Raw genomic sequence first — 18,499 nt, forward strand, 5'->3', positions numbered from 1 at the left:
AGCAATGCCTCCCAAGAAGAAGAAGGTCACGGGGCTGATCAAGCTCCAGATCAACGCCGGTGCGGCCAACCCGGCACCGCCGGTCGGCCCCGCGCTGGGCCAGCACGGCGTGAACATCATGGAGTTCTGCAAGGCGTACAACGCGGCCACCGAGTCGCAGCGCGGCATGGTGATCCCGGTGGAGATCACGGTCTACGAGGACCGCACCTTCACCTTCATCACCAAGACCCCGCCGGCCGCCAAGCTGATCCTCAAGGCCGCGGGCGTGGACAAGGGCTCCGGCGAGCCGCACAAGACGAAGGTCGCCAAGCTCACCCGCGACCAGGTCCGTGAGATCGCCACCACGAAGCTCCCCGACCTCAACGCCAACGACCTGGACGCCGCCGAGAAGATCATCGCCGGCACCGCCCGCTCGATGGGCATCACGGTCGAGGGCTGACGCCCGGAGCGAGTGAGCAGGAAGGCCTCGTGAAGGAATGCGAGGGCTGACGCTCGCAGTACCCCCGTACGACCTGTACGACCCGCGTCGGTCGGTGGCGTTGGCCCGCTGCCCCGGCGCCCGTGGGAGGGCCTGCTCGGCCCGCACCACGACTCCCACCATCCCCAGGAGATTCCCATGAGCAAGCGCAGCAAGTCCCTTCGCGCTGCGGACGCCAAGATCGACCGGGAGCGCCTGTACGCGCCCCTGGAGGCCGTCCGCCTCGCCAAGGAGACCTCGTCCGCCAAGTTCGACTCGACCGTCGAGGTCGCCTTCCGGCTGGGTGTCGACCCCCGCAAGGCCGACCAGATGGTCCGCGGCACCGTGAACCTCCCGCACGGCACCGGCAAGACCGCCCGGGTCCTGGTCTTCGCGACCGGTGACCGTGCTGCGGCCGCGGAAGCCGCGGGCGCCGACATCGTCGGCTCCGACGAACTGATCGACGAGGTGGCCAAGGGCCGGCTGGACTTCGACGCCGTCGTCGCCACCCCGGACCTGATGGGCAAGGTCGGCCGCCTCGGCCGCGTGCTCGGTCCCCGCGGCCTGATGCCGAACCCGAAGACCGGCACCGTCACGCCCGACGTGGCCAAGGCGGTCACGGACATCAAGGGCGGCAAGATCGAGTTCCGCGTCGACAAGCACTCGAACCTGCACTTCATCATCGGCAAGGTGTCCTTCGACGACGCCCAGCTGGTGGAGAACTACGCCGCGGCCCTCGACGAGGTCCTGCGCCTGAAGCCGTCCGCGGCCAAGGGCCGGTACGTCAAGAAGGCCGCCTTCTCCACCACGATGGGCCCCGGCATCCCGGTCGACCCGAACCGCACCCGCAACCTCCTCGTCGAGGAGGACCCGGCCGCGGTCTGACCCGCACCGGCAGCCCGCCAGGGCAGCAGCACCCCACGGGCGCCCCGCGCCTCCCGGTCCACACCGGGAGCACGGGGCGCCCGCGCGCGTACGGCCGCCGTCTCCCAGGCGGCCGCGGCCGGTCCGAAGCACGCGGTCGGCCCGGGGTTACGCCGCCGGCCCTGGAAAACCGTTCGCGGAGCGTTCGCCCGGCCCGGTTAAGGTGTCCCGGCACATCGAACCCGGGGGGACCCATGACGGCGATCAACCGCGCGCGCGTAAGCAGGAGTTGGCCGGTAGGAAGCGGCAGCCGACCGGCACGGACCGGACGCGGCCCCGTACGCGGCGGCACCGCGCCCGCACAGGGCGCCCGCAGCCCCGTACGAAGCAGCGCCGCCCTCACCGCCACCGCTCTGCTGGGCCTCGTCCTGTCCGCGTGCGGGGGCGTCCCCTCCGGCGGCACCCACGCCTCCGGCACCCTCGACACCCTCCTCGCCGTCCGCACGCACGCCACCGCCGCCCACTCCGCCCGCGTCAGCGTCACGGTCACCGACGGCACGCGCCTGAGCGAGACCGGCACCGGCGTCCGCGACTGGTCGCACGGCATCCACCAGGCCATGACGCTGCACATCACCGGCGGCACCCAGACCGCGGCGCTGCGGGCGCAGGGCCGCACCACGCTGGTGGTCCGCTATCTGCCGGACACGCTCTACTCCGACCAGGGCGCCCGGACGGCCGCGCGCCTGGGCGGCCTGCGCTGGTTCGCGTACAGCTACGCCCTGCTGGCGCAGCTCACGAAGCCGGGCGGTGGTTCCGGGGTGCCCCTGGACGCCCAGGACGACGACACCAGCCCGGCGCAGTCCGTCAGCGTGCTGCTGGCCGCGCCTCAGGTCAGGCGGGTCGGCGAGGGCACGGTCGACGGAAGTCGGGCCGTCCACTACCGGGGCGCGGTCGCCGCCGGGAGTCTCACCGGGCGGCTCCACCCGGGCCTGACCGCGGCGCAGACCGCGGCGATCAGGGCGAACCTCGTCCGGCAGGGCATCACCACCCAGACCGTGGACCTGTGGGTGTCCGCGGACGGCCTGCCGCTGCGCACGACCACCACGGCCGCGAGCGACCACGGCACGGTCACCCGCACGGTGACCTACTCCGACTACGGGCTCCCCGTCCACGTCGAGGCCCCGCCCGCCGCCGAGACCTACGTCGTCAAACCACCGGCCGCGAAGCCGGCGCAGCCCGCCGCCTGAGCGCCACCAGCGTGCCGCGTGGCCGGGCCGGCCCCGACGGCGGGCCGACGGCCACCCCGGCACGGGCGTCGCCGCAGGGGCGCGCTACCGTCGGTCCCTTCACGTATCGGGCGGGGCCGTGGGAGGCGCCCGCCCTGGGGGGAGGGGTTCCCGTGTCACGCACCCGGTCGCGGCGCATCGCCGCAACCGCTCTGGCCGCAGCCGCGCTGCTCGCCATGGCCGCCTGCGGCGGCAACGACAGCGCCCGGCACGCGGCCGGCGGCACCACCGCGCCCGGGACGTCCGGCACCGCCGCCCCCGCGGTGGACGCGCTCGCCGCCGTCCAGAAGCGCACCAGCGCCGTCCATTCCGCCCGCAGCGACGGCAAGGTCACGGTCGGCTCGTTGGCCACCCTGACGCTGAAGGGCACGACGGACTGGGCGCACGGCCCGCTCGGCACCCTGACGGTCACCTACACCGGCGGTTCGAACATCGGGATCCTGCGGCAGGGGGGCATGTCCACCACGACGGAGACCCGTTACCTGCCGGACGCCTTCTACACCGACATGGGGCCGGCTGTCGCCCGTCAGGACGGCGGCAAGGAATGGCTCAAGAAGGGGTACAACGGTCTGGGCAAGGACGTCGACGACTTCGGGGTGGCGGTCCCGGACCAGCTGGACAAGGCCAGCCCCACGCAGGAGCTCGACCTGGCGATCGCCTCGCCGGACGTGCACGAGGTCGGCCGGGAGACCGTCCGGGGCGTGCCGGCCACCCATTACCGGGGCACCGTGCGCCCGGCGGACCTCGCCCGGCGCGTCCCGCACGTGACCGACGCCGACCGCGCGGCGCTCAGGAAGCAGTTCGCCGCGTCCAGGACCACCGCCGAGCAGGTCGACCTGTGGATCTCCGCGGACCACCTCCCGGTGCAGGTGACGAGCCGCGCGACGACCGGGGACGGCACGTTGCAGATCGCCGTCCACTACTCCGACTACGGTGTGGCCGTCCATCCGCAGGCTCCGCCGGCCGCCAAGACGCTCGATTACGAGCAGGTGATGAAGGAGTCCAGGCCGGCGACGACTCCGCCCGCCGCCTGAGCGGACCTGAGCGGGCCTGAGCGGACCTGAGTGGAAGGGGCGGCGGGGGCGGAAGGCGGCGATTTGCTCCTGGGTGGCGCGGTCCCGTACTCTCCTGGATGAAGCCAAAGACCGCAGGTTGCCGTCGTGCCCTCGCAAGGGGTGGGGCGGCCGAAGGTTCCGCTAGGGAGCGGACGGCCCGCGCAGGTGGACGTGGAAGATCTCCGGAGACGCGACAGCAGTCCGTCCCCGTCGAGGCCGCCCCGTGCGCATGCGCCCGGGGCGTTTGTTTTTCACCGGGGAGTCCCTTCACGCCGGGCGGTCCGCAATCACCCGGAAGGAGGCCGAGACTCTATGGCGAGGCCCGACAAGGCTGCCGCGGTTGCCGAGTTGACGGATCAGTTCCGCTCCTCGAACGCCGCGATGCTGACCGAGTACCGCGGTCTCACCGTGGCGCAGCTCAAGACGCTGCGCCGTTCGCTCGGTGAGAACGCCACGTACGCCGTGGTGAAGAACACGCTGACCAAGATCGCGGCCAACGAGGCCGGGATCAGCTCGCTCGACGACCTGTTCGCGGGTCCGTCGGCCGTCGCCTTCGTCACCGGTGACCCGGTCGAGGCGGCGAAGGGTCTGCGCGACTTCGCCAAGGAGAACCCCGCCCTTGTCATCAAGGGCGGCGTGCTGGACGGCAAGGCGCTGTCCGCGGAAGAGATCACCAAGCTTGCGGACCTCGAGTCCCGCGAGGTTCTGCTCGCCAAGCTGGCGGGTGCCATGAAGGCGAAGCAGTCCCAGGCTGCCGCCGTCTTCCAGGCCCTGCCGTCGAAGTTCGTCCGCACCGCGGAGGCGCTTCGGGCCAAGAAGGCCGAATCGGCCGAGGCAGAGCAGGGCGGTGCCGAGTAATTCGGCTCGCACAGTGACCGCTGCCACTCGGCCGCGGTCGGCGCGGGCCTGACGTACGCCCGCCGACATCTACATCCGGCACCAGCCGACTGAATGGAAGGACCGCCGATCATGGCGAAGCTCAGCACCGACGAACTGCTCGCCCAGTTCGAGGAGCTCACCCTCATCGAGCTCTCCGAGTTCGTGAAGGCGTTCGAGGAGAAGTTCGACGTCACCGCCGCCGCCCCCGTGGCCGTCGCCGCCGCGGGCGGTGCGGGTGCCGCCACCGCCGAGCCCGTCGAGGAGAAGGACGAGTTCGACGTCATCCTCACCGGCGCCGGCGACAAGAAGATCCAGGTCATCAAGGTCGTGCGCGAGCTGACCTCGCTCGGCCTGAAGGAGGCCAAGGACCTGGTGGACGGCGCCCCGAAGCCCGTCCTGGAGAAGGCCAACAAGGAGGCCGCGGACAAGGCCAAGGAGGCCCTGGAGGGCGCCGGCGCCTCGGTCGAGGTCAAGTAACACCTCCCCGGAGCAGCACAGAGCAGCACGGAGCGGCAGAGAGCAGCACCGGGCAGTACCGCGGCTCCACCGCACCACCTACGAGGAGCGTCTGCTCCACGTGCCGCAGGGCGGCCACCCGAACGGGTGGCCGCCCTCGGCCGTTTTCGATCTCCGCGACGGCCGGGCCTTGACGTACGGGCGGCGGCGCGCAATTCTCAGGACGCGCCGCCACACGGTCCGCACATCCCGGCCACACTTATCCGGCCGCCGGATGCATGGATCGGCGGCGATGCGGGAATGCATGAGCTTGCAGGACGACGGGTGTGGATCCAGGCTTCCGAGGGCCGGGATCCGCGGCAGACACGGGCGAGGGGGCGACGATTCGGTACTCCGAATCTCAGCTCTGGACATCAGTGGGCCAAGTGGCTACACTGACCCTTTGCGCTGCCTGTTAGCTGCTGCCTGGCCCGTCACCAGGGGTATGCCCGTGTCCGAGCACTCATGAGGAAGCCTGTCATCAGGGCTTTCGCCATCCGCTCGGGTTCGGTCCGGTACGCGCGTAGTGAGTCCGAGCCCTCGGAAGGACCCCCTCTTGGCCGCCTCGCGCAACGCCTCGACCACCCATTCGAACAACGGCGGCGGTACCGCCCCGCTGCGCATCTCATTCGCGAAGATCCGTGAACCGCTCGAAGTTCCGAACCTCCTCGCGCTCCAGACCGAGAGCTTTGACTGGCTGCTCGGCAACGCCGCGTGGAAGGCCCGGGTCGAGGCGGCTCTGGACAGTGGGCAGGACGTCCCCAGGAAGTCCGGGCTCGAGGAGATCTTCGAGGAGATCTCCCCGATCGAGGACTTCTCGGGCTCCATGTCGCTCACGTTCCGTGACCACCGTTTCGAGCCGCCGAAGAACTCGCTCGACGAGTGCAAGGAGCGTGACTTCACCTACGGCGCCCCGCTCTTCGTCACGGCGGAGTTCACCAACAACGAGACCGGCGAGATCAAGTCCCAGACGGTCTTCATGGGCGACTTCCCCCTGATGACCAGCAAGGGCACCTTCTGCATCAACGGCACCGAGCGCGTCGTCGTCTCGCAGCTGGTCCGCTCGCCCGGCGTCTACTTCGACAGCACCATCGACAAGACGTCCGACAAGGACATCTTCTCGGCCAAGATCATCCCGTCCCGGGGTGCCTGGCTGGAGATGGAGATCGACAAGCGCGACATGGTCGGCGTGCGCATCGACCGCAAGCGCAAGCAGTCGGTCACGGTGCTGCTCAAGGCGCTCGGCTGGAGCACCGAGCAGATCCTCGAGGAGTTCGGCGACTACGAGTCGATGCGCGCCACCCTGGAGAAGGACCACACCCAGGGCCAGGACGACGCGCTGCTCGACATCTACCGCAAGCTGCGTCCGGGCGAGCCGCCGACCAAGGAGGCCGCCCAGACCCTGCTGGAGAACCTCTACTTCAACCCCAAGCGCTACGACCTGGCCAAGGTCGGCCGCTACAAGGTCAACAAGAAGCTGGGCAGCGACGCGCCGCTGGACGCCGGTGTGCTCACCACCGACGACATCATCGCCACCATCAAGTACCTGGTGAAGCTGCACGCCGGCGAGACCGAGACCACCGGTGACAACGGCTCGACCATCGTGGTCGAGGTGGACGACATCGACCACTTCGGCAACCGCCGCCTGCGCAACGTCGGCGAGCTGATCCAGAACCAGGTCCGCACCGGCCTGGCCCGCATGGAGCGCGTGGTCCGCGAGCGGATGACGACCCAGGACGTCGAGGCGATCACGCCGCAGACCCTGATCAACATCCGGCCGGTCGTCGCCTCCATCAAGGAGTTCTTCGGCACCAGCCAGCTCTCCCAGTTCATGGACCAGACGAATCCGCTGTCCGGCCTGACCCACAAGCGCCGCCTGTCGGCGCTGGGCCCCGGCGGTCTGTCCCGTGAGCGGGCCGGCTTCGAGGTCCGCGACGTGCACCCGTCCCACTACGGCCGGATGTGCCCGATCGAGACCCCGGAAGGCCCGAACATCGGCCTGATCGGCTCGCTCGCCTCCTACGGCCGGGTCAACGCGTTCGGCTTCGTGGAGACCCCGTACCGCAAGGTCGTCGACGGCCGCGTCACCGACGACGTGGACTACCTGACCGCCGACGAGGAGGACCGCTTCGTCATCGCGCAGGCCAACGCGCCGCTCACCGACGACCTGCGGTTCGCCGAGTCCCGCGTGCTCGTCCGCCGCCGTGGCGGCGAGATCGACTACATCCCCGGCGACGACGTGGACTACATGGACGTCTCGCCGCGCCAGATGGTGTCGGTCGCCACCGCCATGATCCCGTTCCTGGAGCACGACGACGCCAACCGCGCGCTCATGGGGTCGAACATGATGCGCCAGGCCGTCCCGCTGATCAAGAGCGAGGCGCCGCTGGTCGGCACCGGCATGGAGTACCGCTGCGCGGTCGACGCCGGCGACGTGATCAAGGCCGAGAAGGACGGCGTCGTCCAGGAGGTCTCCGCCGACTACGTCACGGTGACCAACGACGACGGCACCTACACCACCTACCGGGTGGCCAAGTTCTCCCGGTCCAACCAGGGCACGTCCTTCAACCAGAAGGTCGTCGTGGACGAGGGCGCCCGCGTGATCGCCGGCCAGGTGCTGGCCGACGGTCCCTCGACCGAAGAGGGCGAGATGGCCCTCGGCAAGAACCTGCTGGTGGCGTTCATGCCGTGGGAGGGCCACAACTACGAGGACGCGATCATCCTGTCGCAGCGCCTCGTGCAGGACGACGTCCTGTCCTCGATCCACATCGAGGAGCACGAGGTCGACGCCCGCGACACCAAGCTGGGCCCCGAGGAGATCACCCGGGACATCCCGAACGTCTCCGAGGAGGTGCTCGCCGACCTCGACGAGCGCGGCATCATCCGGATCGGCGCCGACGTGGTGGCCGGCGACATCCTGGTCGGCAAGGTCACCCCGAAGGGCGAGACCGAGCTGACCCCGGAGGAGCGGCTGCTGCGCGCGATCTTCGGCGAGAAGGCCCGTGAGGTCCGTGACACTTCGCTGAAGGTGCCGCACGGCGAGACCGGCAAGGTCATCGGCGTGCGCGTCTTCGACCGCGAGGAGGGCGACGAGCTGCCGCCCGGCGTCAACCAGCTGGTGCGCGTCTACGTGGCGCAGAAGCGCAAGATCACCGACGGCGACAAGCTGGCCGGCCGGCACGGCAACAAGGGCGTCATCTCCAAGATCCTGCCCGTCGAGGACATGCCGTTCCTGGAGGACGGCACGCCGGTCGACATCATCCTCAACCCGCTCGGCGTCCCGTCCCGGATGAACCCGGGCCAGGTGCTGGAGATCCACCTCGGCTGGCTCGCCAAGCAGGGCTGGGACGTCGCCGGCATCGCCGACGAGTGGGCCCGCCGGCTGGACGGCATCGGCGCCGGCCAGGTGGCCCCGAACACCAACGTGGCCACCCCGGTCTTCGACGGTGCCCGCGAGGACGAGATCGCCGGCCTCTTCGACGCCACGGTGCCCAACCGCGACGGCGACCGGATGGTGAAGTCCTCCGGCAAGGCCCGGCTCTTCGACGGCCGCTCCGGCGAGCCGTTCCCGGACCCGATCTCGATCGGCTACATGTACATCCTCAAGCTGCACCACCTGGTGGACGACAAGCTGCACGCCCGCTCCACCGGTCCGTACTCCATGATCACCCAGCAGCCGCTGGGTGGTAAGGCGCAGTTCGGCGGCCAGCGGTTCGGCGAGATGGAGGTGTGGGCGCTGGAGGCGTACGGCGCCGCCTACGCCCTCCAGGAGCTGCTGACCATCAAGTCCGACGACGTCCTCGGCCGCGTGAAGGTCTACGAGGCCATCGTCAAGGGCGAGAACATCCCCGAGCCCGGCATCCCCGAGTCCTTCAAGGTGCTCATCAAGGAGATGCAGTCGCTCTGCCTCAACGTGGAGGTGCTGTCCTCGGACGGCATGTCCATCGAGATGCGGGACACCGACGAGGACGTGTTCCGCGCGGCGGAGGAGCTCGGTATCGACCTGTCCCGGCGCGAGCCGAGCAGCGTCGAAGAGGTCTGACGGGTTGCTCGTCCGGCCGCCAACCGGACGAGCCCCCCGCGACCCGTTCAGACCATTTGAGAATCAACCCTGAGAGGGATTGACGACACAGTGCTCGACGTCAACTTCTTCGACGAGCTGCGGATCGGCCTGGCCACCGCGGACGACATCCGGACCTGGTCGCACGGCGAGGTCAAGAAGCCCGAGACCATCAACTACCGCACCCTCAAGCCGGAAAAGGACGGGCTCTTCTGCGAGAAGATCTTCGGCCCCACCCGGGACTGGGAGTGCTACTGCGGCAAGTACAAGCGCGTCCGCTTCAAGGGCATCATCTGTGAGCGCTGCGGCGTCGAGGTGACCCGCGCCAAGGTGCGCCGGGAGCGGATGGGCCACATCGAGCTGGCCGCGCCCGTCACGCACATCTGGTACTTCAAGGGCGTGCCCTCGCGCCTGGGGTACCTGCTCGACCTCGCCCCGAAGGACCTGGAGAAGGTCATCTACTTCGCGGCGTACATGATCACGTGGGTGGACGACGAGCGCCGCACCCGCGACCTGCCGTCGCTGGAGGCCCAGGTCTCCGTGGAGCGCCAGCAGATCGAGCAGCGCCGCGACGCCGACGTGGAGGCCCGCCAGAAGAAGCTGGAGGCGGACCTCGGAGAGCTGGAGAACGAGGGCGCCAAGGCCGACGTGCGCCGCAAGGTGCGCGAGGGCGCCGAGCGCGAGATGAAGCAGCTGCGCGACCGCGCCCAGCGCGAGCTGGACCGGCTCGACGAGGTGTGGGCCCGGTTCAAGAACCTCAAGGTCCAGGACCTGGAGGGCGACGAGCTGCTCTACCGCGAGCTGCGCGACCGCTTCGGCACGTACTTCCAGGGCTCGATGGGTGCCGCGGCGCTGCAGAAGCGCCTGGAGTCCTTCGACCTGGACGAGGAGGCCGAGCGCCTCCGCGAGATCATCCGCACCGGCAAGGGCCAGAAGAAGACCCGCGCGCTCAAGCGCCTCAAGGTCGTCTCGGCGTTCCTGCAGACCACCAACAAGCCCGGTGGCATGGTGCTGGACTGCGTCCCGGTGATCCCGCCGGACCTTCGTCCGATGGTGCAGCTGGACGGCGGCCGCTTCGCGACCTCCGACCTGAACGACCTGTACCGCCGCGTGATCAACCGCAACAACCGCCTGAAGCGGCTGCTCGACCTCGGCGCGCCCGAGATCATCGTGAACAACGAGAAGCGCATGCTCCAGGAGGCCGTCGACGCGCTCTTCGACAACGGCCGCCGCGGCCGCCCGGTCACGGGCCCCGGCAACCGTCCGCTGAAGTCGCTCTCCGACATGCTCAAGGGCAAGCAGGGCCGGTTCCGCCAGAACCTGCTCGGCAAGCGCGTCGACTACTCCGCCCGCTCGGTGATCGTCGTCGGCCCGCAGCTCAAGCTGCACCAGTGCGGCCTGCCCAAGGCCATGGCGCTGGAGCTCTTCAAGCCGTTCGTGATGAAGCGCCTGGTGGACCTCAACCACGCGCAGAACATCAAGTCGGCCAAGCGCATGGTCGAGCGCGGCCGCACGGTCGTGTACGACGTGCTGGAAGAGGTCATCGCCGAGCACCCGGTGCTGCTCAACCGGGCGCCCACCCTGCACCGTCTCGGCATCCAGGCGTTCGAGCCGCAGCTGGTCGAGGGCAAGGCGATCCAGATCCACCCGCTGGTCTGCACCGCCTTCAACGCCGACTTCGACGGCGACCAGATGGCCGTGCACCTGCCGCTGTCCGCGGAGGCGCAGGCCGAGGCGCGCATCCTGATGCTCTCCTCGAACAACATCCTCAAGCCGGCCGACGGCCGCCCGGTCACCATGCCGACCCAGGACATGGTGCTCGGCCTGTTCTTCCTGACCACGGACTCCGAGGAGCGCGAGGTCAAGGGCGAGGGCCGGGCGTTCGGGTCGACCGCCGAGGCGATCATGGCGTTCGACAACCGCGAGCTGTCCATGCAGGCCAAGGTGGACATCCGGTTCCCGGTGGGCACCATCCCGCCGCGCGGCTGGGTGCCGCCGGAGCCGGGCGAGGGCGAGGAGCCCTACCAGCCGGGCGACAGCTTCCGGCTGCGCACCACGCTGGGCCGCGCGCTCTTCAACGAGCTGCTGCCCGAGGACTACCCGTTCGTGGACTACGCGGTCGGCAAGAAGCAGCTCTCCGAGATCGTCAACGACCTCGCCGAGCGCTACCCGAAGGTGATCGTGGCGGCGACGCTCGACAACCTGAAGGCGGCCGGCTTCCACTGGGCGACCCGCTCCGGTGTCACGGTGGCCATCTCCGACGTCGTGGTGCCCGAGGCGAAGAAGGCGATCATCGCCTCCTACGAGGCGCAGGACGAGAAGGTCCAGAAGCAGTACGAGCGCGGCCTGATCACCAAGCAGGAGCGCTCCGACGAGCTGATCAACATCTGGACCAAGGCGACCAACGAGGTCGCCCAGGCGATGAACGCCAACTTCCCGAAGACCAACCCGATCTTCATGATGGTCGACTCCGGTGCCCGCGGAAACATGATGCAGATGCGTCAGATCGCGGGTATGCGCGGCCTGGTCTCCAACGCCAAGAACGAGACCATCCCGCGGCCGATCAAGGCGTCCTTCCGTGAGGGCCTGTCCGTGCTGGAGTACTTCATCTCCACCCACGGTGCCCGCAAGGGTCTGGCCGACACCGCGCTGCGTACCGCCGACTCGGGTTACCTGACCCGTCGTCTGGTGGACGTCTCGCAGGACGTGATCATCCGCGAGGAGGACTGCGGCACCGAGCGCGGTCTGAAGCTGCGGATCGCCGAGCGCGGCGCCGACGGTGTGCTGCGCAAGGCGGACGACGTCGAGACCAGCGTGTACGCGCGGATGCTCGCCGAGGACGTGGTGGTGGACGGCAAGGTCGTCGCGCCCGCCAACGTCGACCTCGGCGACGTGCTCATCGACCAGCTGGTGCGGCTGGGGGTCGAGGAGGTCAAGACCCGCTCGATCCTCACCTGCGAGTCGGCCGTGGGCACCTGCGCCTACTGCTACGGCCGTTCACTGGCCACCGGCAAGCTGGTGGACATCGGCGAGGCCGTCGGCATCATCGCGGCCCAGTCGATCGGTGAGCCCGGCACCCAGCTGACCATGCGTACCTTCCACACCGGCGGTGTCGCCGGTGAGGACATCACGCAGGGTCTGCCGCGTGTGGTCGAGCTCTTCGAGGCCCGCGTACCCAAGGGTGTCGCCCCGATCTCCGAGGCGGCCGGCCGGGTGCGCATCGAGGAGACCGAGAAGACCAAGAAGATCGTCGTCACGCCGGACGACGGCGCCGACGAGATCGCCTACCCGATCTCCAAGCGCGTGCGCCTGCTGGTCGGCGAGGGCGACCACGTCGAGGTCGGCGAGAAGCTGACCGTGGGTGCCACCAACCCGCACGACGTGCTGCGCATCCTCGGCCAGCGCCAGGTGCAGATCCACCTGGTGCAGGAAGTGCAGAAGGTCTACAACTCGCAGGGTGTGTCGATCCACGACAAGCACATCGAGATCATCATCCGGCAGATGCTGCGCCGGGTGACGATCATCGAGTCGGGCGACGCGGAGCTGCTGCCCGGCGAGCTGGTCGAGCGCGGCCGGTTCGAGACCGAGAACCGCCGCGTGGTCTCCGAGGGCGGTCACCCGGCCTCGGGCCGCCCGCAGCTGATGGGTATCACCAAGGCCTCGCTGGCCACCGAGTCCTGGCTGTCGGCCGCCTCCTTCCAGGAGACGACCCGGGTGCTGACGGACGCGGCGATCCACGCGAAGTCGGACTCGCTGCTGGGTCTGAAGGAGAACGTCATCATCGGCAAGCTGATCCCGGCCGGTACGGGCCTGTCCCGCTACCGCAACATCCGGGTGGAGCCGACCGAGGAGGCCAAGGCCGCGATGTACTCGGCCGTCGGCTACGACGACATCGACTACAGCCCCTTCGGCACCGGCTCCGGCCAGGCGGTCCCGCTGGAGGACTACGACTACGGCCCGTACAACGGCTGAGGTCGCACCGATCGCAGCGGCCTGAGCCGCGGAACGCACGCAGGGCGGTCACCCTTTCGAGGGTGGCCGCCCTGCGGCATGTGCGGGCCCGGTCAGGTCTGGCGCTGCGGCTGGTATTCCTCGGCGGTGAGGCCGAAGGTCCAGGCGACGCCCTCCCTGGCGGTAAGGGTGGTGGGCGGCACCCGCAGCCAGTAGGTGCGGGTGGTGCCGTCCGGCTCCGGCGTGGAGTTGACCACCTCGACCATCACGGTGTCCTCGTCGCCCTGCAGGGCGATCCGCCACAGCACGCCCGTCTCGTCGCGGTGCTCGGGGACGGCACCGGACTCGGTGAGGTAGCGGTCGTAGCCGTAGTGCTCCAGCATCACCCGGCGCAGCTCGGCGTTCTCCTCGGTGCGGATGCGTTCGGGGGTCAGCGCGGACAGCTCGCGCAGGAACCCGCCGGGGACGGGCATGCCGCGCCAGGAGTACAGCGCGAAGCCGTCGCGGTAGGCGAGGGCGGGGCCGTCCGCCCGGTCCAGCCGCCCGGCCTCGTCCCGGTGCAGCTCGACCGGCCGCTCGCAGACGACGGCCACCCGCTCGTACGGCCACCACCACCCGGCCGCGCGCGCCACCGCGGCCACCCCCTCCAGCGGAGAACCCGGCCCGACCTCGAACGCACTGAGCCACGCGGCATCCTGCTGCCCCTGCACGGCGTCGAGCAGCAGCACCCTGGCGAGAGCCTGCTTCTTGGGATCGACCCGAGCGGCGGGCGCGGTGGTGGGGGAGCCGGACCCTGCGGGCGGTTCGGGGGCGTCGGCGGGTGCGGTGGTCACGGAACCGGACCCGGCGGGTGCCTCGGGAGCGCCGGCGGGTGTGGTGGCCACCGGGCCAGCCTCGGCGGTACCGGTTGCGGCGGCCGCCGTGGCGGCCGTGCGGGGTGCCGTCTCGCCCGGCGCTGCGGGAGCGGCCGACGGGGCCGCGACCCCCTCGAAGCCCGGCAGCATGTCGGCTGCGGGAGCGCCGGGCACGGCGGCGGGGCTGGCCGGACGCGCGGGCACCTCCGTGGCGGCGAACGCCTCCACCGTGCCGGCGCCTATACGGGCCGTCAGCAGCTGGACGCCGTCCCAGAGGCGGCCGCCGGTGGACTGCCAGCGGGCGCTCCAGCCGGCCGGACCCAACTCGGCGTGCAGCCGCGCGCGTTCGGCCGCCCACGGGCCGCTGCGTACCTCCTCGCGCACGTTGCGGCCACGCCGCTCCGCCGACTCCTCACCGGCCAGCAGCCGTATCGCGGCCAGCGGCGATTCCGCCCAAACGATCCGCTCCGGCTCGGCGAGCCCGGCGAGCCGGTACGCCAGCCGCACCCCCGCCTCGGCGGCCCCCCGATCCGCCGCCGCCGTCTCGGCCCCCACCCGCCGCCACTCCGCCACGGCGCCCACGCCGAGCGACCCGCTGCCCGCGCCTTCGTTCGGGTCGCCTCCTGCGCCGTCGGCTGTGGCGTCGGGTTCGTTCGCCGTCCGGCTGTCCGAGCTCTCGCCGGGGTTGCCTCCTGTGTCGTTGGCTGTGGTGTTGCCGGGTTCGTCCGCCGGCCCGCTGCCCGACTCGTTGCCCGAGTCCTCGGCGGGGGTGTCGGCCGTGGTGTTGCCGGGGTCGTCCGCCGACCCGCTGCCTGAGCCTTCGTCGGGGTTGCCAGGCTCGCTGTTGCTCGGTGCGTCCGCCGGTACCCGGTCCGGGGTGCCCTCCTTACTGCTCGCCGTGCCGGCGGCCGGGCCGCCGATCGCGCCTTCCGTCGTGACCGTGCCCTCGTCCACCTGCGTCACCGAAGTCTCCACTGCCGTCCCGCTCCCGATCTCCACGCCCGTCCCGACCTTCCCGTTCCCCGCTGGTGCCCGCGCGCCCTGCCTCGGGACGCGCGCGGGCCGCCGTCGTCCCTGTCCTTGTCCCGTCGTCCCGCCTTTGTGCGGCCGGGCGCGAGCCTTGACCGGCGCCCGCACGGCCCGCCGGTCGCCGCGCCGGCGGAAAACCGTCCCCGCGCCCTCCGCCGTGACCGTGCCCTCGTCCACCTGGGCCACCGACGTCTCCACTGCCGTCCCGCTCCCGACCTCCACGCCCGTCCCGACCTTTCCGCGCCGCTGACCGCGCGCCCGCCGCCCCCTTCGCGCGGCCGGGCGCGCCCCGGTCGGCGCCCGCAGGGCCGCCGGGACATCCCGCGGTCCACTCCGCGCTCGCCGACGCCACCCCGACCCGCGCCGCAGGGCCGCCGGTGGCCGCGCCGCCGGAAACCGCCCGGGGCGCCCGGCAAGGGCGCAGCACGGACCGCCCCCGCGCGGCCCGCGCGCCCGCCCGGGCGCCCCCCGCCAACTCGCCTTCGCCCGGGCCGTGGACGGCGCGCGGCCGCCCCGGGCGCCCCCCGGACCCCGCCTGCCCGCCCGGAGGGGACGGCTAATCGGCGACTATGCGGACCGAGCCCGGGACGTATTCGCGCTGGCGGATCACGCGGTACCAGCCCTTGGGGAGGGGGATGGGGCCGTGTTCCTCGTGGACGACGCGGGCGCCGTCCGGGACGTGGAGCAGGAGCGGGCCGAGCGGGCCCGCCTCGCGCATGAGGTGGCCCGGGCCCACCACCGCGTGGGCGTGGCCGGTCACCTCGCCGAGCGCCAGCACCATCCGCCCCCGCCCGTCCCGCGGCTCGCGCGGCAGCTCCTCGTGGCCCCGCGGCAGCGCGGCCTCCTCGATCGGCACGATCAGCACATCGCCCTGCCGGTACACGGCGCTCCCTTCCCGCGGCGCCCCGCGCGCCGCCGTAGTCACCGACCGTAGGGGCACCCACCGACAGCGGGCCCCCGCGCCGGGCCCACCGCGGCCGCTGTCGTACCCCCTTGGTAGAACTGCCTCACGCCTCGGCCCCAGCCGGCCGGGGGGCCACGGCGACACGTCTGGAGCGGGGCAGGACATGACCTTGACGCACGACCACCTCACGGAGTACGGCGGGCTGCCGGTCGTCGAATGGTTCTCCGCGAAGGACGAGGAGAAGAACGGCCCGCCCACCGCGGGCGGGGTCGCCTGGCGGATCAGCGCGGACGCGTACGAGAGCGACGAGACCTGGGCCGGGGCGTTCGCCCGGTTCGCCGCGGCGGTCGACCTCACCCAGGTCGAGGCGCTGATCGTGGGCGCCTGGCCGGACATGTACGAGTCCGGGCCCGACGAGGTCGTCGAGACCCTGCTCGGCGCCCGCGAGCACCTCACCTCGCTGCGCTCGCTCTTCGTCGCGGACGTGGTGTTCGAGCAGTGCGAGATCTCCTGGATCGTGCAGGGCGACCTCACCCCGCTGCTCGCCGCCTTCCCCGGGCTGGAGCGCTTCGGCCTCCGCGGCGGCAACAGCCTGGTCTTCCCGCCGGTCCGCCACGAGAAGCTGCGCGAACTCGTCGTGCAGAGCGGTGGGATACCCGCCGAGGCGGTGCGCGGGATCGCCGCGAGCGACTTCCCCGCGCTGACCACGCTCGACCTGTGGCTCGGCACCTCGGACTACGGCGGCGACTGCGACGTGGCCGACCTCGCCCCCTTCCTGGCCGGCACCCGGCTGCCCGCGCTGCGCCACCTCGCCCTGCACAACAGCGAGATCCAGGACGAGGTGGCCGCCGCGGTCGCCGCCGCGCCCGTCGTCGCCCGGCTGGAGACGCTGGACCTGTCGATGGGCGTGCTCACCGACGAGGGCGCGGCCGCGCTGCTCGGCGGCCAGCCGCTCACCCACCTCACCTCGCTCGACCTGCACCACAACTACATCGGCGCGGAGGTCGCCGAGCGACTGCGCGAGGCCCTGGAGCCCGCCGGCGTGGCCCTCGACCTCGACCGCGATGACGCGGAGGAGGACAACGGCGACGGCACCGTCTGGCGGTACGTGGCGGTCGGCGAGTAGCCGGACGCCGCCCGGACAGGGGCGGGGGAGCGGCGGCGTACGGCGGGCACGCGTCGCGCAGGGCGGGCAGGTGCGGGCACGACGGTGAGCCGCAGGGCGGGCGTCGGGCCCGCACGGCAGGTGCGCGCCGGGCGGGCCGCGGGCGAACGGGGTACGGCGGCGCCGATCCGACCGGAAGCCGCACGGCGAGCACGGCAGGCACGGCGGGCACGGCAAGCACGGGCCCAGCAGAAAGCACGCGCAGCGCACCGCACCGGGTGGGCCCGGCGGCAGGGGACGAGGGAGGGGACGGCATGGCGAGCGCAGGGGCGTACGGGGGGCGGGAACCGGCGCTCGCCGTGGTCGGGAACCCGGAGAACCGGCGGGTGCGGCTGTTCACCGAGGCGGCGGTCGCGGCGGGGTTCGCCGCGCCCCGCGTCGTACCGTGGCTGGACGTCCTGCGCGCGGGCGGCGCCGAGTTCGGGCCGCACGAGGTGGTCCGGCTGGACTCGCCGGGCGAGCACCCCGAGGTGGACCGGCTGCTGCGCGGGACGGACGACCCGACCCGGGTGGAGGGCGGTGCCCGCTGGTACGCGCGCTTCACCGCGGCCGTCGGCTCGCTGCGCGGGGGAGTGCGGCTGGACGATCCGGCGGAGCTGGCCGTCCTGTTCGACAAGCGGGCCTGCCACCAGGTCCTGGCCCGGGCCGGTGTGCCCGTGCCGCAGTCCCCGACGAGCGGCGGCGCGGCCCCCTTGCGCGGCTGGGCCGACCTGCGCGCGCTGATGCGCGAGCACCGCATGCCGCGCGCCTTCGTCAAACCGGCCCACGGCTCCTCGGCTTCCGGCGTCATCGCGCTGGAGACCGCGAGCGGCGGCCGGCTGCGGGCGACCACCTCGGTGGAGACCGCGGGCGGACGGCTCTTCAACTCGCTGCGGGTGCGCCGGATCACCGACGAGGGCGAGGCCGCCGCGCTGGTGGACGCCCTCGCGCCGGACGGCCTGCACCTCGAACGGTGGCTGCCCAAGGCGTCGTTGGGCGGCCGTACCGCCGACCTGCGGGTGCTGGTCGTCGCGGGCCGGGCCACCCACGTGGTGGTGCGCACCAGCCGGTGGCCGATGACCAACCTTCATCTGGGCGGTGCCCGGGGCGACTTGGCCGCCGCCATGGCCGCGGCCGGCCCGGCCTGGCCGGAGGCGCTGCGGATCTGCGAGCAGGCCGCGGCCTGCTTTCCCGGCACCCTCGCGGTCGGCGTGGACCTGCTGCCGGCCACCGGCTGGCGGCACTTCGCCGTCGCCGAGGTGAACGCCTTCGGCGACCTGCTGCCGCGGCTCACCGGCCTGCCGGGCAGCCCGGCGGAGGGACTTGACACCTATCAGGCCCAACTCGCCGCGCTCGCCGGGCACATCGCGACCGCGGCCCCGTACCCACCGTCGAGGGAGCACCGTGCGGCACGTTGACCCGGCCGGGACCGGCCGAGCAGGCGCGCAGGCGCAGCCGGACGACCACCCCCTGCCCACCCCCGGCACGCTTCCCGACACCTCCGTCACGGACCCCGCCGTG

11 protein-coding genes and 1 pseudogene are annotated in these 18,499 nt (G+C 71.7%); 10 read left to right on the forward strand and 2 right to left on the reverse strand.

Features of this window, described 5'->3' with window-relative positions; all coding sequences use genetic code 11:
- Nucleotides 1–4 precede the first annotated feature (4 nt).
- The 8 genes from rplK to BLR33_RS20810 all read left to right on the forward strand — a co-directional run bounded on the left by rplK (nucleotide 5) and on the right by BLR33_RS20810 (nucleotide 13,068).
- On the forward strand, nucleotides 5–439 hold the full coding sequence (gene rplK, locus BLR33_RS20770; protein WP_069462611.1) for a 50S ribosomal protein L11: 435 nt from the start codon (nucleotides 5–7) through the stop codon (nucleotides 437–439).
- A gap of 177 nt (nucleotides 440–616) precedes the next feature.
- Entirely contained in the window at nucleotides 617–1,342 is a 726-nt protein-coding gene (gene rplA, locus BLR33_RS20775) for a 50S ribosomal protein L1 (RefSeq protein ID WP_093786059.1), read from the forward strand.
- Nucleotides 1,343–1,575: 233 nt separating this feature from the next.
- Complete coding sequence (locus tag BLR33_RS20780) at nucleotides 1,576–2,568, forward strand: hypothetical protein (RefSeq protein WP_093786060.1); 993 nt, start codon at nucleotides 1,576–1,578, stop codon at nucleotides 2,566–2,568.
- Between the two features lie 152 nt (nucleotides 2,569–2,720).
- Nucleotides 2,721–3,641 carry a LolA-like protein gene (locus tag BLR33_RS20785; RefSeq protein ID WP_093786061.1) on the forward strand — a complete coding sequence of 307 codons (921 nt, stop codon included), beginning with the start codon at nucleotides 2,721–2,723 and terminating at the stop codon, nucleotides 3,639–3,641.
- Between the two features lie 333 nt (nucleotides 3,642–3,974).
- Nucleotides 3,975–4,520, forward strand: a complete 546-nt coding sequence (gene rplJ, locus BLR33_RS20790; RefSeq protein ID WP_093786062.1) for a 50S ribosomal protein L10 — start codon at nucleotides 3,975–3,977, stop codon at nucleotides 4,518–4,520.
- Nucleotides 4,521–4,631: 111 nt separating this feature from the next.
- Nucleotides 4,632–5,018: a 50S ribosomal protein L7/L12 gene (gene rplL / locus BLR33_RS20795; RefSeq protein ID WP_093786063.1), complete on the forward strand. Its 387-nt coding sequence runs from the start codon at nucleotides 4,632–4,634 to the stop codon at nucleotides 5,016–5,018.
- Nucleotides 5,019–5,592: 574 nt separating this feature from the next.
- Nucleotides 5,593–9,078 (forward strand): DNA-directed RNA polymerase subunit beta, encoded by a 3,486-nt coding sequence (rpoB, locus tag BLR33_RS20805; protein ID WP_093786064.1) that lies wholly within the window; start codon nucleotides 5,593–5,595, stop codon nucleotides 9,076–9,078.
- Between the two features lie 90 nt (nucleotides 9,079–9,168).
- On the forward strand, nucleotides 9,169–13,068 hold the full coding sequence (locus BLR33_RS20810) for a DNA-directed RNA polymerase subunit beta' (protein WP_093786065.1): 3,900 nt from the start codon (nucleotides 9,169–9,171) through the stop codon (nucleotides 13,066–13,068).
- Nucleotides 13,069–13,160: 92 nt separating this feature from the next.
- Here BLR33_RS20810 and BLR33_RS37170 read toward each other — a convergent pair.
- Together BLR33_RS37170 and BLR33_RS20820 are read right to left on the reverse strand one after the other, a co-directional pair.
- Nucleotides 13,161–13,778 (reverse strand): annotated as a pseudogene (locus BLR33_RS37170) (DUF6745 domain-containing protein); the annotation flags it as partial.
- Nucleotides 13,779–15,486: 1,708 nt separating this feature from the next.
- A complete protein-coding gene (locus tag BLR33_RS20820; RefSeq protein WP_093786066.1) occupies nucleotides 15,487–15,813 on the reverse strand; it encodes a hypothetical protein in 327 nt (108 codons plus the stop codon).
- Between the two features lie 184 nt (nucleotides 15,814–15,997).
- Between BLR33_RS20820 and BLR33_RS20825 the strand changes: the two genes are divergently transcribed.
- Entirely contained in the window at nucleotides 15,998–16,960 is a 963-nt protein-coding gene (locus tag BLR33_RS20825) for an STM4015 family protein (RefSeq protein WP_093786067.1), read from the forward strand.
- Between the two features lie 293 nt (nucleotides 16,961–17,253).
- Nucleotides 17,254–18,396: an STM4014 family protein gene (locus BLR33_RS20830; protein ID WP_093786068.1), complete on the forward strand. Its 1,143-nt coding sequence runs from the start codon at nucleotides 17,254–17,256 to the stop codon at nucleotides 18,394–18,396.
- The last annotated feature ends 103 nt before the right edge of the window (nucleotides 18,397–18,499 follow it).

This window comes from Actinacidiphila guanduensis (assembly GCF_900103985.1).
GTDB lineage: Bacteria > Actinomycetota > Actinomycetes > Streptomycetales > Streptomycetaceae > Actinacidiphila > Actinacidiphila guanduensis.

Excerpts from the sequence above, each read along its gene's own strand:
- rplA (WP_093786059.1), top strand. The coding sequence starts at position 617 with ATGAGCAAGCGCAGCAAGTCCCTTCGCGCTGCGGACGCCAAGATCGAC.
- BLR33_RS20825 (WP_093786067.1), top strand. The coding sequence starts at position 15,998 with ATGACCTTGACGCACGACCACCTCACGGAGTACGGCGGGCTGCCGGTC.
- BLR33_RS20830 (WP_093786068.1), top strand. The coding sequence starts at position 17,254 with ATGGCGAGCGCAGGGGCGTACGGGGGGCGGGAACCGGCGCTCGCCGTG.
- rplL (WP_093786063.1), top strand. The coding sequence starts at position 4,632 with ATGGCGAAGCTCAGCACCGACGAACTGCTCGCCCAGTTCGAGGAGCTC.
- rplK (WP_069462611.1), top strand. The coding sequence starts at position 5 with ATGCCTCCCAAGAAGAAGAAGGTCACGGGGCTGATCAAGCTCCAGATC.
- BLR33_RS20780 (WP_093786060.1), top strand. The coding sequence starts at position 1,576 with ATGACGGCGATCAACCGCGCGCGCGTAAGCAGGAGTTGGCCGGTAGGA.
- rplJ (WP_093786062.1), top strand. The coding sequence starts at position 3,975 with ATGGCGAGGCCCGACAAGGCTGCCGCGGTTGCCGAGTTGACGGATCAG.